This is a genomic window from Burkholderia savannae (assembly GCF_001524445.2).
GTDB classification, from domain to species: domain Bacteria; phylum Pseudomonadota; class Gammaproteobacteria; order Burkholderiales; family Burkholderiaceae; genus Burkholderia; species Burkholderia savannae.
In genome coordinates this window covers 2,079,508-2,093,447 of sequence record NZ_CP013417.1, presented here as the reverse complement: position 1 = coordinate 2,093,447, position 13,940 = coordinate 2,079,508, and the positions used below count along the sequence as shown (strand labels likewise).

At 67.3% G+C, this 13,940-nt stretch carries 14 protein-coding genes and 1 tRNA gene; 9 read left to right on the top strand and 6 right to left on the bottom strand.

What is annotated here, in order from left to right; all coding sequences use genetic code 11:
- The first annotated feature begins 6 nt into the window (after window positions 1–6).
- The 5 genes from ssuC (at window position 7) to WS78_RS10225 (ending at window position 2,770) form a co-directional block, all read left to right on the top strand.
- Window positions 7–825 (top strand): aliphatic sulfonate ABC transporter permease SsuC, encoded by an 819-nt coding sequence (gene ssuC, locus WS78_RS10245; protein WP_038743168.1) that lies wholly within the window; start codon window positions 7–9, stop codon window positions 823–825.
- Window positions 822–1,808, top strand: a complete 987-nt coding sequence (locus WS78_RS10240) for an ATP-binding cassette domain-containing protein (RefSeq protein WP_038743167.1) — start codon at window positions 822–824, stop codon at window positions 1,806–1,808. Before ssuC ends, WS78_RS10240 begins: the two co-directional genes overlap by 4 nt.
- 85 nt (window positions 1,809–1,893) lie before the next feature.
- Complete coding sequence (locus WS78_RS10235; protein ID WP_006026606.1) at window positions 1,894–2,109, top strand: TOBE domain-containing protein; 216 nt, start codon at window positions 1,894–1,896, stop codon at window positions 2,107–2,109.
- 132 nt (window positions 2,110–2,241) lie between these two features.
- The gene (locus WS78_RS10230; RefSeq protein ID WP_038743165.1) at window positions 2,242–2,439 is read left to right on the top strand and encodes a hypothetical protein; all 198 of its coding nucleotides are present in this window, start codon (window positions 2,242–2,244) and stop codon (window positions 2,437–2,439) included.
- A 76-nt stretch (window positions 2,440–2,515) separates the two neighbouring features.
- The gene (locus WS78_RS10225; protein WP_038743163.1) at window positions 2,516–2,770 is read left to right on the top strand and encodes a hypothetical protein; all 255 of its coding nucleotides are present in this window, start codon (window positions 2,516–2,518) and stop codon (window positions 2,768–2,770) included.
- 785 nt (window positions 2,771–3,555) lie between these two features.
- On the opposite strand, the gene WS78_RS10215 is transcribed toward WS78_RS10225, so the two are convergent.
- The 4 genes from WS78_RS10215 to WS78_RS10195 form a co-directional block, all read right to left on the bottom strand.
- Window positions 3,556–3,631: transfer RNA gene (locus tag WS78_RS10215), tRNA-His, on the bottom strand.
- A 69-nt stretch (window positions 3,632–3,700) separates the two neighbouring features.
- Window positions 3,701–4,720: a tRNA dihydrouridine(20/20a) synthase DusA gene (gene dusA, locus WS78_RS10210; RefSeq protein WP_059575102.1), complete on the bottom strand. Its 1,020-nt coding sequence runs from the start codon at window positions 4,718–4,720 to the stop codon at window positions 3,701–3,703.
- Between the two features lie 622 nt (window positions 4,721–5,342).
- Complete coding sequence (locus WS78_RS10205) at window positions 5,343–6,650, bottom strand: dicarboxylate/amino acid:cation symporter (RefSeq protein ID WP_038743131.1); 1,308 nt, start codon at window positions 6,648–6,650, stop codon at window positions 5,343–5,345.
- 746 nt (window positions 6,651–7,396) lie between these two features.
- Window positions 7,397–7,873, bottom strand: a complete 477-nt coding sequence (locus WS78_RS10195; RefSeq protein ID WP_038743129.1) for a winged helix-turn-helix transcriptional regulator — start codon at window positions 7,871–7,873, stop codon at window positions 7,397–7,399.
- Window positions 7,874–8,060: 187 nt separating this feature from the next.
- On the opposite strand from WS78_RS10195, the gene WS78_RS10190 reads away from it, so the two are divergent.
- From WS78_RS10190 to WS78_RS10170, 4 genes are all read left to right on the top strand, one after another.
- A complete protein-coding gene (locus WS78_RS10190; protein ID WP_038743331.1) occupies window positions 8,061–8,498 on the top strand; it encodes a PaaI family thioesterase in 438 nt (145 codons plus the stop codon).
- A gap of 270 nt (window positions 8,499–8,768) precedes the next feature.
- Window positions 8,769–9,821 (top strand): NADP(H)-dependent aldo-keto reductase, encoded by a 1,053-nt coding sequence (locus WS78_RS10180; RefSeq protein ID WP_038743128.1) that lies wholly within the window; start codon window positions 8,769–8,771, stop codon window positions 9,819–9,821.
- A 301-nt stretch (window positions 9,822–10,122) separates the two neighbouring features.
- Entirely contained in the window at window positions 10,123–11,184 is a 1,062-nt protein-coding gene (locus WS78_RS10175) for a permease (protein WP_059575151.1), read from the top strand.
- A gap of 328 nt (window positions 11,185–11,512) precedes the next feature.
- Window positions 11,513–11,935, top strand: coding sequence for a hypothetical protein (locus WS78_RS10170; protein WP_038743126.1), 423 nt, complete (start codon window positions 11,513–11,515; stop codon window positions 11,933–11,935).
- 137 nt (window positions 11,936–12,072) lie between these two features.
- Here the strand turns inward: WS78_RS10170 and WS78_RS10165 are convergent, their stop codons facing one another.
- Complete coding sequence (locus tag WS78_RS10165; protein ID WP_059575099.1) at window positions 12,073–12,909, bottom strand: ABC transporter permease; 837 nt, start codon at window positions 12,907–12,909, stop codon at window positions 12,073–12,075.
- Between the two features lie 5 nt (window positions 12,910–12,914).
- Window positions 12,915–13,829: a nodulation factor ABC transporter ATP-binding protein NodI gene (gene nodI / locus WS78_RS10160; RefSeq protein ID WP_038743123.1), complete on the bottom strand. Its 915-nt coding sequence runs from the start codon at window positions 13,827–13,829 to the stop codon at window positions 12,915–12,917.
- Between the last annotated feature and the right edge of the window lie 111 nt (window positions 13,830–13,940).

Genomic DNA, 13,940 nt, shown 5'->3' with positions numbered 1-13,940 from the left:
ATCGACATGGCAACGACGCATTCAAGCCCGAGCTTCGCCGTGCGCCGCGCCGGGCAAGCCGCGCGCGCGATCGCGCCGTGGCTCGTGCCGCTCGCGCTCGTGCTCGCGTGGGAATTCGCCGCGCGCTCGGGCGCGCTGTCGAGCCGCGTGCTGCCCGAGCCGTTCGCCGTCGTGCGCGCTGCGTGGGCGCTCGTCGAATCGGGCGACATGTGGGCGAACGTGAAAGTCAGCACGTGGCGCGCGCTCGTCGGCTTCGTGATCGGCGGCGGCGTCGGGCTCGCGCTCGGCCTCGCGACCGGGCTCTCGAAGGCGGCCGAAGTCGCGCTCGACTCGACGATCCAGATGATCCGCAACATCCCCGCGCTCGCGATGATTCCGCTCGTGATCCTGTGGTTCGGCATCGACGAGAAGGCGAAGCTCTTCCTCGTCGCGCTCGGCGTGTTCTTCCCGGTCTACATCAACACGTATCACGGAATCCGCTCGGTCGACGCGGGCCTCGTCGAGATGGCGAGGAGCTACGGCGTGAAGGGCTTCGCGCTCTATCGCGACGTGATCCTGCCGGGCGCGCTGCCGTCGATTCTCGTCGGCGTGCGATTCGCGCTCGGGCTGATGTGGGTGATGCTGATCGTCGCCGAGACGATCTCCGCGCAATCGGGCATCGGCTACATGACGATGAACGCGCGCGAATTCTTGCAAACCGACGTGGTGGTGGTCGGCATCCTGCTGTACGCGGTGCTCGGCAAGCTTGCCGACGTGCTCGCGAAATGGCTCGAGCGCGCGACGCTGCGCTGGCACCCCGCGTATCAACCGGGAGCCCAGGCATGAACGGAACCACGCTGGCCGCCACGTATGGCCCGATCGCGGGCGCGGATCTCGAGGCCGAGCTCGCGCAGCCGCGCACCACGGACGGCGACGCGCAGGACGCCGCGGTGCTGGAGCGCGACGGCGGCGCGCACGTGCTGCCGTTCGCGTCGGGCGGCGAATTTCGCCGTGCGCCGCGCGACGGCGCCGCGGACGCATCGGTGCGCCTGCAACGCGTGAGCAAGCGCTACGGCGAGCGGACCGTGCTCGCCGACGTCGACCTGTCGATCGAGCGCGGCAGCTTCGTCGCGATCGTCGGCCGCAGCGGCTGCGGGAAATCGACGCTGCTGCGGCTCGTCGCGGAGCTCGAGACGCCGAGCGCCGGCACGCTCGTCAAGCATGGCGAAGGCGGCGGCGCGCTCGATACGCGAATCATGTATCAGGATGCGCGCCTGCTGCCGTGGAAGACCGTGCTGCAGAACGTGATGCTCGGTCTCGGGCGGCGCGCGAGGGACGATGCGCGCGCCGTGCTCGACGAAGTCGGGCTGCTCGCGCGCGCGAACGACTGGCCCGCGCAACTGTCGGGCGGCCAGCGGCAGCGCGTCGCGCTCGCGCGGGCGCTCGTTCACCGTCCGCAACTGCTGCTGCTCGACGAGCCGCTCGGCGCGCTCGATGCGCTCACGCGCATCGAGATGCATGCGCTGATCGAGCGCCTCTGGCGCGAACATCGATTTACCGCGCTGCTCGTCACGCATGACGTTCAGGAGGCGGTTGCGCTCGGCGACCGGATTCTGCTCATCGAGGCGGGCAGGGTCGCGTTCGATCAGCCGGTGCCGCTCGAGCGGCCGCGCGCACGCGCGTCGGCGACGTTCGCCGCACTCGAGGAGCGCGTGCTGCAACGCGTGCTGACGGGCGCGGACGCGGCCAATACGGCGCCGGCCGCCGCGCTTGCGGACGGCGTGCGCGGCCGCGCGGCCGCCGCGGGCGGATTGCGCTGGGCGGTATGACGGGCGCGCGGCGCTCGCGCCGCCGCCTGCGCGATCGAACCGGTCGCATCGATCAATCAGACGAACCATTCGGAGCGAATACTCGATGAGCATCACGGCAATCAACGTACGAAATCAATTCCGAGGCAAGGTGAAGGAGATCATCCGCGGGCCCGTCGTGTCCGAAGTCGACGTCGACACGCCGTTCGGCATCGTCACGTCGGTCATCACGACGCGCTCGATCGACGAACTCGAGCTGAAGGTGGGCACCGAGGTGGTGGCGCTCGTCAAGTCGACTGAAGTATCGATCGCCCGCCTCTGAGCGGGCGGCCGCCTCGGCTACGCCCGACCGGCGCGAGGCGGCTTCTCGCGCCGGCCCAGCGCCGCTTGCGTCGTTTTTCCCGGCATGTGCGAAAGTGCTAGGATGGAACGAAACCGACGGCGGAGGCGGGCCATGTTTCCTACCCTGAGTCCAGAAGCGATCGAAGCGCTGAAATGGATCGACCAGTTCGGCTCCGGCCGGCCGCTGCCGGCGGGTTTCCGGCTGGCGCTCGAAGAGCTTCTGAACGACGGCTTCGTCTATCAGAGCGGCCCGGACCGGGCCGACATCACCGACGACGGCAAGGCTTACCTGTCTGAAGCGTACGATTGACGGAGGCGGCGCGCGCCGCAGGGCTTGCCCGCGACGACGCAGGCGCACGAACCGTCCGGGTTCGGGAGGCGGCGAAATGGAACCGAAAGGCAATGACATCGGCGACTTCGGCGAGTCCTACAAGGGCTACGAGATCGAAGTGAAGACCGAGCAGGTGTGGGCGGGCGAGAAGGCGCATTACCGGGTGCTGCAGGGCGGCACGGTGATGATCGACTGGCGGCTCGTGCATATCGACGGGCTGCTGCTCAGCGAGCGCAGGGTGATCGAGCAGACGCTCGCCGTTGCGCGATCGGCGGTCGACCGGGAGTTGCTGGGCGCGGGCGTCGTCTGACGGGATTCGGCTTGGGTCTTGATGGTCGTGTGACGGCCGTGCGGCGGTCGTGGCGGCGCGATCGGTCCGCGGATCGTGCGCGGGCGCGAGCGCGTGGCGTGATCCGATTCGGGCGGAGCGTCGGGGGCGGGACGCGCGTCGTTCGCGCCGTGGTGGCGGGATGCGGCGCGCCGCAGGCGGGAATCGGATCGATCCGCGCGATCGAACCGGTTTTCACGAGAGTGCTTAACTGGCGATACAAATATTCACAAAGAATCGGCATGCCGCCCGGCGCGCGTCGAATATACTGCAAGGGCATCTTCTCCTCGTGCCAAAGGATCTGATGCAAAAGAAGGCCCCGGCTGCGTAATGCGGTTGGGGCTTTCGCGTTTTGAGCGTCGGAGTTTTGCGCGTCGGATTTCCGGAGATTCGATCGATGAGGGGGCGGCGCGCGAATGATGCGCGACGAGTCGCCCGCGATGAAGGTGATTCGATGCTTCGCACGCGATGCGTGCATTGAGGCCGACGCGACATCCGGGCGACTTCGGAAGGTTCACGCCTTTGCGATCATGATCGAGGTTCGATTGCCGGCAAGCCGGCGACTATGGCGTCATGTTCTTGGCGAGGGCGGCAACGCACATTCGTCGGGATGCAGGCGAAAGAGGGAGTGCGCAAGGCGAAAGCGGCGAACACGGCTGCGTGAAGAAAGCGAATCCCCGGGAAAGCGAATCCGCGGCGTCGCTCCGACGTTATCTGGCCGCAGAAAGCAAAACAGGCGCCGAAGCGCCTGTTTTGCTTTGAAACTCTGGGGTGGCTGATGGGACTCGAACCCACGACGACAGGAATCACAATCCTGGACTCTACCAACTGAGCTACAGCCACCACTATTTTTCTCCGCTAATTCGCCGCAGCGGCGGCATCAACGAAGAAGCGAGATTATACAAACGCTGTTTAACTTTGCAAAGCCCTTTTTTCAAAAAATTCTTCCGGGCTTGCAAGGTGCGCGCGCGCTTCGTCGAAGATCGACAGATCGCCGCGTGCGAGGCGCTTGTTGTCCGACAGCACGCGGCGCCAGCCGCGCGCGCCCGCGACGCCGCGATACAGGCCGAGCGCATGCCGGACGATCGCGCCGAGATACGTGCCGCGCGCGAGCTCGGCCGCGCAGTATTCGACGAGCTTCGCCTCGATTGCTTCGCGCGTCGGCGCCGGCGCTGTCGCGCCATAGAAGCGTGCGTCGACATCGGCGAGCACGTACGGATTGTGATAAGCCTCGCGGCCGAGCATCACGCCGTCGACGTGCTGCAGATGCCGCTCGACTTCGTCGAACGTCGTGATGCCGCCGTTGATGACGATCTCGAGCTGAGGAAAGTCGCGCTTCAGTCGATACGCATAGTCGTACTTGAGCGGCGGAATCTCGCGGTTTTCCTTCGGCGACAAGCCCTTCAGGATCGCGTTGCGCGCGTGCACGACGAATACGCCGCAGCCGGCCGCGGCAACCGTGCCGACGAAGTCGCGCACGAACGCATAGTCGTCGATTGCGTCGACGCCGATCCGGTGCTTGACCGTCACGGGGATCGACACTGCATCGCGCATCGCCTTCACGCAATCCGCGACGAGTTGCGGCTCGTTCATCAGGCACGCGCCGAATGCGCCGCGCTGCACGCGCTCGGACGGGCAGCCGCAATTCAGGTTGATTTCGTCGTAGCCCCAGCGTTCGCCGAGCTTCGCGGAATGCGCGAGGTCGGCGGGCTCGCTGCCGCCCAGTTGCAGCGCGACGGGCGCTTCGTCGGGCGTGAATGCGAGATGGCGCGCGACGTCGCCGTGGATCAGCGCGCCCGTCGTCACCATTTCCGTGTAGAGCCACGTGTGGCGCGAGATCGTTCGGTGAAACGAACGGCAATGGCGATCGGTCCAGTCCATCATCGGGGCGACGGACACCCGGCGTGGGCTGAGGGCAGGCGAGGCGGACATAGGCGGGACGGAAATGGCGCGGCGGCGCGTGAACAACCCGGTATTTTACTTCAATGCGGCCGACGAGCTGGCGTGCCGTGTGGCGCGTCCTCCATCCGCGGCTAATGTGCCGGCGGAGCGCGCATGTGGGTGCGCATATGAACGCCGCTTGCGGCGAGACGAGTCTTCACTCGTTCCTCGCGCACGTCTGGCTTTTCGTTTCCGGAGCAATTCGCAAGACGCTGCGATGCGTGGCTCGGCGGACGCGCTGCTCGCCCGCGATGCCGCGGCAAGCCGGCGCGCTGCGAGCAAGGGCGGCTGTCCGCATTGGACGTCGGCGCGACGAGACGGCAAAGGGCCGCTATGCGTCGTCGCCGAATGAGATGCGGAAGTGTGCCGATGCTGCGTTTGCCGCATTCGGCTACGTGGGCGGGGGCAACGGTTCCTGCGCCTGCGCCGATCGCGATCCCGTGGATCTGAAGCCGTGACGCGCGTTTTCAGGGCGGCCAACGGTGATCGGCGCGAACCTGGCGAGCTTGCGGCGGTGCCGCCGCATTGGCTCGCCGGGCCGCCGCCCGGGAGCGTCGCATTGCACGGACGGCCGGCCTGGCGACGCCGGGCCGGCCCGCGCAAGCGGCCACCGCTATACGCGCTCCGTGATTCGCGGCGGCTCGCTCGACGCCATGCCGCCATCCGAGCCGGAGTCGGCGTCGTCGCGCGGGTCGCCGAGCTGGCCTTCCCACTTCGCGACCACGGCGGCCGCGATCGAATTGCCGACCGCGTTGGTCGCGGAGCGGCCCATGTCGAGGAACATGTCGACGCCCATGATCAGCAGCAGCCCCGCTTCGGGCAGGTGGAACTGGTTGAGCGTCGCCGCGATCACGACGAGCGACGCGCGCGGCACGCCCGCCATGCCCTTCGACGTCAGCATCAGCAGAAGCAGCATCGTGATCTGCGTGCCGAGCGGCAGATGGACGCCGTACACCTGCGCGATGAACAGCACCGCGAACGTGCAGTACATCATCGAGCCGTCGAGGTTGAACGAATAGCCGATCGGCAGCACGAAGCTCGAGATCTTGCGGTTCACGCCGAAGCGGTCGAGCGCGTCGAGCAGTTTCGGATACGCGGCTTCCGAGCTCGCGGTCGCGAACGACAGCAGGAACGGCTCGCGGATCAGGCGGATCAGCGTGAACGTGCGCTTGCCGAGGAACACGATGCCCGCGAGCGTGAGCACGCCCCACAACAGCGCGAGCGCGATGTAGAAGCTGCCCATGAACTTCGCGAACGTGAGCAGGATGCCGAGTCCTTCCGTCGTGATCGTCGACGCGAGCGCTGCGAACACCGCGACGGGCGCAAACCACATCACCGCGCCCGTGACCTTCAGCATGACCTGCGCGAGATCCTCGATCACGCCGGTCAGGCGCTTGCCGGTGTCGCCGAGCGCGGACAGCGCGGTGCCGAAGAAGATCGAGAACACGACGATCTGCAGGATCTCGTTGTTCGCCATCGCCTCGGCGATCGATTTCGGCACCAGGTGGATCACGAAATCCTTCAGCGTGAACGAGTTCGTTTTCAGGTTGACGGCGGCATCGGTGGCGGGCAGCGGCAGGCTCAGATGGCTGCCGGGCTGCAGGATCGTCGCGGCCATGAGGCCGAGCAGCAGCGACGTGAACGACGCGATGACGAACCAGCCCAGCGCCTTCACGCCGACCCGGCCGACCGCTCCCGTGTCGCCCATGTGCGCGATGCCGACCGTCAGCGTCGCGAACACGAGCGGTGCGATGATCATCTTGATGAGACGCAGGAACACGTCGGACAGCAGCGAGACGTAACCGGCGATTTCCTTCGCGATCAGCGGGTCCGGAAACGCGCTATGGCAGCCATAGCCGACGGCGATGCCGAGGATCATCGCAATCACGATGTACGAGGTGATGTTGCGTCTATTCTTCATGAGGAATCCAAATTGCACGGCGGATGTTGCAAATGACGGCGCCGCCGCCGGCGTGCAATCAGTGGACTTGGAATCTGAGCTGTTCGCGCGCCTTCCGGTACGGCACGCACCAGGCAATTCTTGCGGGACGCGCTCGGCAGGAAGCGGTCGCTGTGTGCAAGAGGCGATATGTTACCTCAATCGCCCGGATTGCTTTCAAAAGCGAAAGAGTTTGCTCGGGGTTTCGCTTGTCGCGCGGGCGGCGCGGCTGCTTCGACGGGCGCGCGGTGCGGCGCGGCGGCGGCGATGCAGGGGGCTTGTTTGGGCGGTTGGCGGTCGCGGTTGGGCCGAAACGCGGCTTGGACGAAGCGGCATCGGTGGCAAATGCTCGTTTGCGTGTGCGCGGCGACGTTTCCATGCGTGTCGCGTCCCGTCGTTTCGGTGCGCAGGGCGTGCCTGAAATCGTGGCCGGCGTGTGCGTGCGCGCTCCGTGACGAACCGGTTCGCTCGGCGGGCTGTGGTGCGGCTACTGGATACGGCAGGAAGGCCTGCAATTGACGCACATCGCGCGCGTCGTCTGGTCGATCGCCGCCTATCTGCTGTTCCAGTTTGCGCGGTCCCGGGCAGGCGCGCTTCGCGCACGTTCCGCGTCGCGAAGCGTGCGCATGCGCGTCGAGCGCATCGCACGCGCTCGCTTTCGCTCACGCAAGCGACAGGCGACAGGCGACATCATCGTCGACGCAGCGGCGTCCGTCCGCCGCCCGCCGTCACTCGACTTCGTCCGTTTGCCGCGCGATCCAGCCCGGCCCCGGCAGCGGCTCGACTTCCCGCGGATCGATCGGCTCGCCGCATTCGGAGCACACCATCACCGGCTGCATCACGTGCCCGCATTTGCGGTGCCGCAGCACGACGGGGGGGCCGTTGCCGTCGTCCTTCCAGCGGTCTCCCCACGCGGTGAGCGCGAGCAGCACCGGATAGAGATCGAGGCCTTTCTGCGACAGCCGATATTCGAAGCGCGGCGGCCTGTCCTGATATGCGCACTTCGCGAAGATGCCTTCGTCGACGAGCCGTGCGAGCCGCTCGGCGAGCACGTGGCGCGTGAGTCCCAACTGCGTCTGGAACGCCTCGAAGCGGCGATGGCCGAGAAACGCGTTGCGCAGGATCAGCATCGTCCAGCGGTCGCCGAGCACGGCAAGCGTGCGCGCGACCGAACACGGCATCGAGCCGACGTCGTCCCATTTCATGATCGGATTCCGTATAGGCAGGGAAAGTGCGTTCGATTATAGAACGCACGCTCGAACCGGCGGCGCCTTCGTGTGTTGACAGCGGTTGAGCGTCTGCGAATAATGGGCGCCATTATAAGTTCTTTTTCAGAACTTTATGGTGCGCGGTACGCGCGCCGCGTTCCGCATCCCAGCGAGGAGTGTGTCGATGAATCCGCTTTCCATGTCCGGTCTCGAACTGTTGCGCGCCGCAGCGGCGGGCGATTTGCCCGCCGCGTCGATCGCCGAGACGATCCCGATGCGGCCCGAGAGCATCGAGCTCGGCTACGTGAAAATGACCGCGCGCGCCGACGGCCGACATCTGAACCCGCTCGGCGGCGTGCACGGCGGCTTCGCCGCGACGGTGCTCGATTCGGTCACGGGGTGCGCGGTGCATACGATGCTCGATCCGGGCGTCGGTTACGGCACCGTCGATCTGCACGTGAAAATGCTGCGCCCGGTGCCGCGCGACGTCGATCTCATCGCCGAAGGGCGCGTGATCCATCTGTCCAAGAGTCTCGGCGTCGCCGAAGGGACGCTGAAGACGCCGGACGACAAGGTGGTCGCGCATGCGTCGGCGACGTGCTTCATTCAGCGGCCGGCGTGAGCGGTGCGCCGGCGCACGGCGCGCGGCGCGCGATGCGTTGCGTGAGGTGCCGGCGCTAGTGCCGGTGTTGTGCCGGTGTCGGTGTCGGTGTCGGTGTCGGCCGAGCGTCGGTCGCCGGGCGGCCGCGCGGGAGGGCCGAGCGCATGCGCGTCGCCGACGCGTCGACGCCGTAAGCGCAGCCTCGGCGTCGCTTCGCCGCGCGCGTCCTGAAGCAATCGCGCCGATGTGTTAGCTTCGAATTTTTGCACGCGAAGCGACAGGAACCTCAGCATGGAATACCGCACACTCGGCAATTCGGACGTCAAAGTCAGCTTGATCGGTCTCGGCACGATGACCTGGGGCGAGCAGAACACCGAAAGCGACGCGCACGCGCAGCTCGACTATGCGATCGACCAGGGCGTCACGCTGATCGACACCGCCGAGATGTATCCGGTGCCGCCGATGGCGCAGACGCAGGGGCGCACCGAGGCGCATCTCGGCACGTGGCTCGCGAAGCGGCCGACGCTGCGCGACAAGCTGACGATCGCGACGAAGATCGCCGGCCCCGCGCGCCAGCCGCACAACCCGACGCACATTCGCGGCGCGGGCAACCAGTTCGACCGCAAGAACCTGACCGAGGCGCTCGACGGCAGCCTCAAGCGCCTGCGCACCGACTATGTCGACCTGTACCAGTTGCACTGGCCGGACCGCAGCACGACGACGTTCGGCCGCCCCGCGTATCCGTGGATCGACGATTCGTACACGGTGCCGATCGAGGAGACGCTGGCCGTCCTCGGCGACTTCGTGAAGGCGGGGAAGGTGCGCCATGTCGGCGTGTCGAACGAAACGCCGTGGGGCGTCGCGCGGTTCCTGCGCGCGGCCGAGAAGCTCGGCCTGCCGCGCATCGTCAGCATCCAGAATCCGTACAGCCTGCTGAACCGCACGTTCGAGAACGGCTTGTCGGAATTCAGCCATCGCGAGCGCATCGGGCTGCTCGCGTATTCGCCGCTCGCGTTCGGCTGGCTGTCGGGCAAATACGAAGAGGGCGCGCGTCCCGCCGGCGCGCGCATCACGCTGTTCGAGCGCTTTCAGCGCTACAGCAAGCCGCACGCGGTGCAGGCGACGTCGCGTTACGTCGCGCTCGCCAAGCGGCACGGGCTGTCGCCCGCGCAGTTCGCGCTCGCGTTCGTCAACAGCCGGCCGTTCGTGACGAGCAATCTGATCGGCGCGACATCGCTCGAGCAATTGCGCGAAAACATCGCGAGCGCAGACGTGAAGCTCTCGCCCGACATCCTCGCCGAAATCGACGCGCTCCACGAGCAGCAGCCGAACCCCGCGCCGTGACGGCCTTCGGGCGGCGGCCCGCAGGCGCGCGTCGCGTGCCGCCGCCCGGCCTCGTGCTGCCGGGCGACGCACGCCGCAGCAGCGAATGCCCCAATCGGAGAATCGCGCGGCACGTGCGATAATCGCCGCTTTCCGTCGGCTGTCCGGCTCGCCCGACCCGGACATGAAATTCCGCATTCGAAATCGAGGCGCCGATGAGCCGCCGTCCGCCGCGCCGTGGCGCGATGCGGCGTTCGTCCGTTTCCGGCATTTCGCAACGATGCGCAACGACGCACAACCACACGCATTCACGGCGACCAGCATGAACAGTTCCCGTTCCTACACCCCGCACCCGGCGCTCGGCCTCGCGACGTTCGTCGTGCTGGCGGTCGCGGGCCTTTTTTACGTCAAGTGGTTTCCTTACTATCACAAGGCGTTCGTCGCGGCCGAGCATCATTCGATCGGCCAGTCGATCCTGATGGGAACCGCGGCGCACGCGCCCGAGCCGTCGCTGCAGGCGGCGCTCGACTACGCGTGGGCGTACGGCAAGGCGATCTGGCAGGCGATGGTGCTCGGCCTGCTGCTCGGCTCGGCGGTGCAGGCGCTGCTGCCCGCGCACTGGGTCGCGCGCGCGCTCGGCGGGACGGGCTTCGGCAGCGTCGCGGCGGGCGGCCTGCTCGCGCTGCCGGGCATGATGTGCACGTGCTGTGCGGCGCCCGTCGTCGCGGGCCTGCGCGAGCGCGACGCGTCGCCGGGCGGCGCGGTCGCGTTCTGGCTCGGCAACACGGTGCTCAATCCGGCCGCGCTCGTGTTCATGGGTTTCGTGCTCGGCTGGCACTGGAGCGCGCTGCGGCTCGTGCTCGGCGTCGCGATGGTGTTCGGCGTCGGCTATCTGATCAACCGCCTCGCGGGCGCGAAGACGCAGGATATCGACGATACGCTGCGCGCGAAGCTCGTCGCGGAGCAGGCAGCGGCCGGCAACGCGTTCGTGCGCTGGATGAAGATCTTCGCGCGGATGACCGTGCGCCTCGTTCCCGAATATCTGCTGCTCGTCCTGCTGCTCGGCGCGGCGCGCGCATGGTTGTTCCCGCACATCGGGCCGGACATCGGCAACGGGATCGGCTGGATCGTCGCGTTCGCGGTGGCGGGCATGCTGTTCGTGATTCCGACTGCGGGCGAGGTGCCGATCATTCAGGCGATGTTGTCGCTCGGCATGGGCGTCGGTCCGGCGGGGGCGCTGCTGATGACGCTGCCGCCCGTCAGCGTGCCGTCGCTCGCGATGCTCGCGCGCTCGTTCAAGCCGACGACGCTTACGCTCGTGGCGGCGCTCGTCGTTGCGTTCGGGGTGGTCGGCGGGCTGGCGGCGGTCGCGCTCGGATTCTGAGCGCGACGCGGACGGCGACTGTCGCGGCGGCGGTCGGGCTGTTCGCTCGGCGGGCGCTCAGGCGGTGCGTCCTCCGTTGCGGGCGCGTCTGCGGGCAAGCCGGGCGAAATGCTGGATCGGCTTCGGGAGGCGGGCCGCGGGCGATCGCCGATCACGCGCCGGCGAGCCGCAGTCGACATGTGCCGCGCGGCGCACGCCGTTGCGGATGCGGCGGGCAGGGCACCGCACGCGCGCCGATCGCCCTCGTGTCGCGCACATAAGCAATCGGGCCGGTTTCGGAATCGAGGCCGGCCGTCATTTTCAGAAGCAGAAGCAATCAGGAAAACGCATGACGAAACACAAGGTACATCCCCGCCTCGAACAGGCGCTCACGCGCGGCGATCTCGCGATTCGCCAGGCCAACTCCGCGCGCGCGACCGCCGTGCTGAACGCGCTGGGCAAGATGATCGTCGAGGCGTCGGCGACGATCGGCGTCGAGGCGAGCATCGACATTCCGCAGGGCGAGCGCGTCTACGATCCGCTCAACGGCGTGTGGCCGCAAAAGATGCTCGTTTCGTTCGACGGCCCGGTCGAGGACGCCGATCCGGAAGAACTGCGCACCGTGTATCTGCTCGCCGACGACCCGACCACCATGTTTCGCGTCGAATGGCACCGCGCGGACGGCAAGCTCGGCCGCCAGGAAGGCGGGCCGCTCGCGACCGTCGCGTTCCTGACCGACGTCGAGATGCCTTGGGGCGACGACGAAGAGTGAGCGTCGCGCTCGAGCCCGCGCGGCCGGCAACCGGGCGACGCGGCGCGTGAGCGCCGCACGCTCCGAAAGGCCGCATGCCCGGCGCTCGGTCGGGCATGCGCGCCGCCGCTGCGAGCCGACCGGGCGGCACGGCCCCGTCAGCGCATCATTCGCCGCCTGAACAGGCGCGCGCAGACGAAGAATCCGCCCACCGCGTACGCGACGAGTATCGCGACATGGAGCGCGACGTCGGTCGCCGGGCGGCCGAGCATCGCCGGACGGATCAGGTCGACCGCGTTCGCGAGCGGCAGCGCATGCGCGACGTGCCGCGCGAATTCGGGCAACTGCGCGAGCGGGAAGAACACGCCGGACAACAGCAGCATCGGCGTCAGCACGAGCGTCTGGTAGAACATGAAGAAGTCGTACGACGGCGCGAGCGCGGTGACGATCATCGCGAGGCTCGCGAACGCGAGGCCGGCGAGCGCGATCACCGGTAGCGCGGCCAGCATCGACGGAAACTTCGCATAGCCGAGAATGCCCGCGACGAGCATGATCGCCGCGCCCGACAGCATCGCCTTGCTCGCCGCCCAAACGATCTCGCCGAGCACGATGTCGCCGAGCGACAGCGGCGTGTGCATGATCGCCTCCCAGGTGCGCTGCACGTGCATCCGCGAAAAGCCCGAGTACATCGACTCGAAGCTCGCCGAAATCATCACGCTCGAGCCGACCGTTCCGGCCGCGAGAAACGCGATGTACGACACGCCCTCGACGTGCCCGACCATCAGCCCGAGCCCGAAGCCGAGACCGAACAGATAGATCATCGGATCGGCGAGGTTGCCGAACATCGACGCGATCGCGAGCTTCTGCCAGACGAGATAGTTGCGCCGCCAGACGGCGATCCAGTTGGTGGCGTTCGCGGGCAGCGCGAGCGCGAATGCGGATGCGCGCTCGCGGGGGGCGACGGCCGGCGACGGCGAGTAGTGGCGAGTGTCCATTTGTCTCAATCCTGCATCTCGCGGCCGGTCAGCCGCAGGAATACGTCTTCGAGATTCGCGGGGCGGTGCAGATAGCGCAGGCCCGTGCGGCCCTTCAGGCGCGCGTGGATCGGCTCCGGATCGTTGACGTAGCAAAAGAGCGTTTCTCCGCTGATCTCGGCGCGCTCGGCGAACGGCGCGAGCTCGTCGCGAAGCCGTGCGGGATCGGCGCCGTAGATCTCGATCACGTCGCAGCCGATTTCCGTTTCGATCAGCGTGCGCGGCGCGCCTTCCGCGATCTTGCGGCCTTCCTCGATCACGCACAGGCGGTGGCACAGACGCTCGGCCTCTTCCATGAAGTGCGTGGTGAGCAGAATCGTCTTGCCGCGCGCGAGGAGCGAGCGCAGCCGCTCCCACATCAGATGTCGGGCTTGCGGATCGAGGCCCGTCGTCGGCTCGTCGAGCACGAGCACGTCCGGGTTGTTGACGAGCGCGCGCGCGAGCGTGAGCCGGCGCTTCATTCCGCCCGACAGCTCGCCCACCTTCGCGTTCGCCTTGTTTTCGAGCTTCGCGAATTCGAGCAGCGACGGCACGAGCGCGCGGGACTCGTGCGCGGTGAGACCGAAATAGCGGGCGAATACGAGCAGATTCTCGCGAACGGTGAAATCGGGATCGAGGTTGTCGAATTGCGGCACCACGCCGACGCGACGCCGTGCATGCCGCGCGCGGGACGGCACGGGCTCGCCGCACAGGCGGATCGAGCCTGCGTCCGGATGCGTGATGCCGAGCAGCATCTTGAGCGTGGTGGTCTTGCCGGCCCCGTTCGGGCCGAGCAGGCCGAAGCATTCGCCGGGCTGCACATGAAACGACAAGCCGTTGACGACGAGCTTGTCGTCGTAGCGTTTCTCGACTTCCTGAAAATCGATTGGTGCGACGGACATGGGCAAGTGAATATCTATTTTGGAGTCGTGCGACACGAACGGGCCATTCTAGTGCATCGATCGCATTGCTTCAGCGCGCTTGCCTCATCCCGGCGCAGGCGGCGCTGGCTC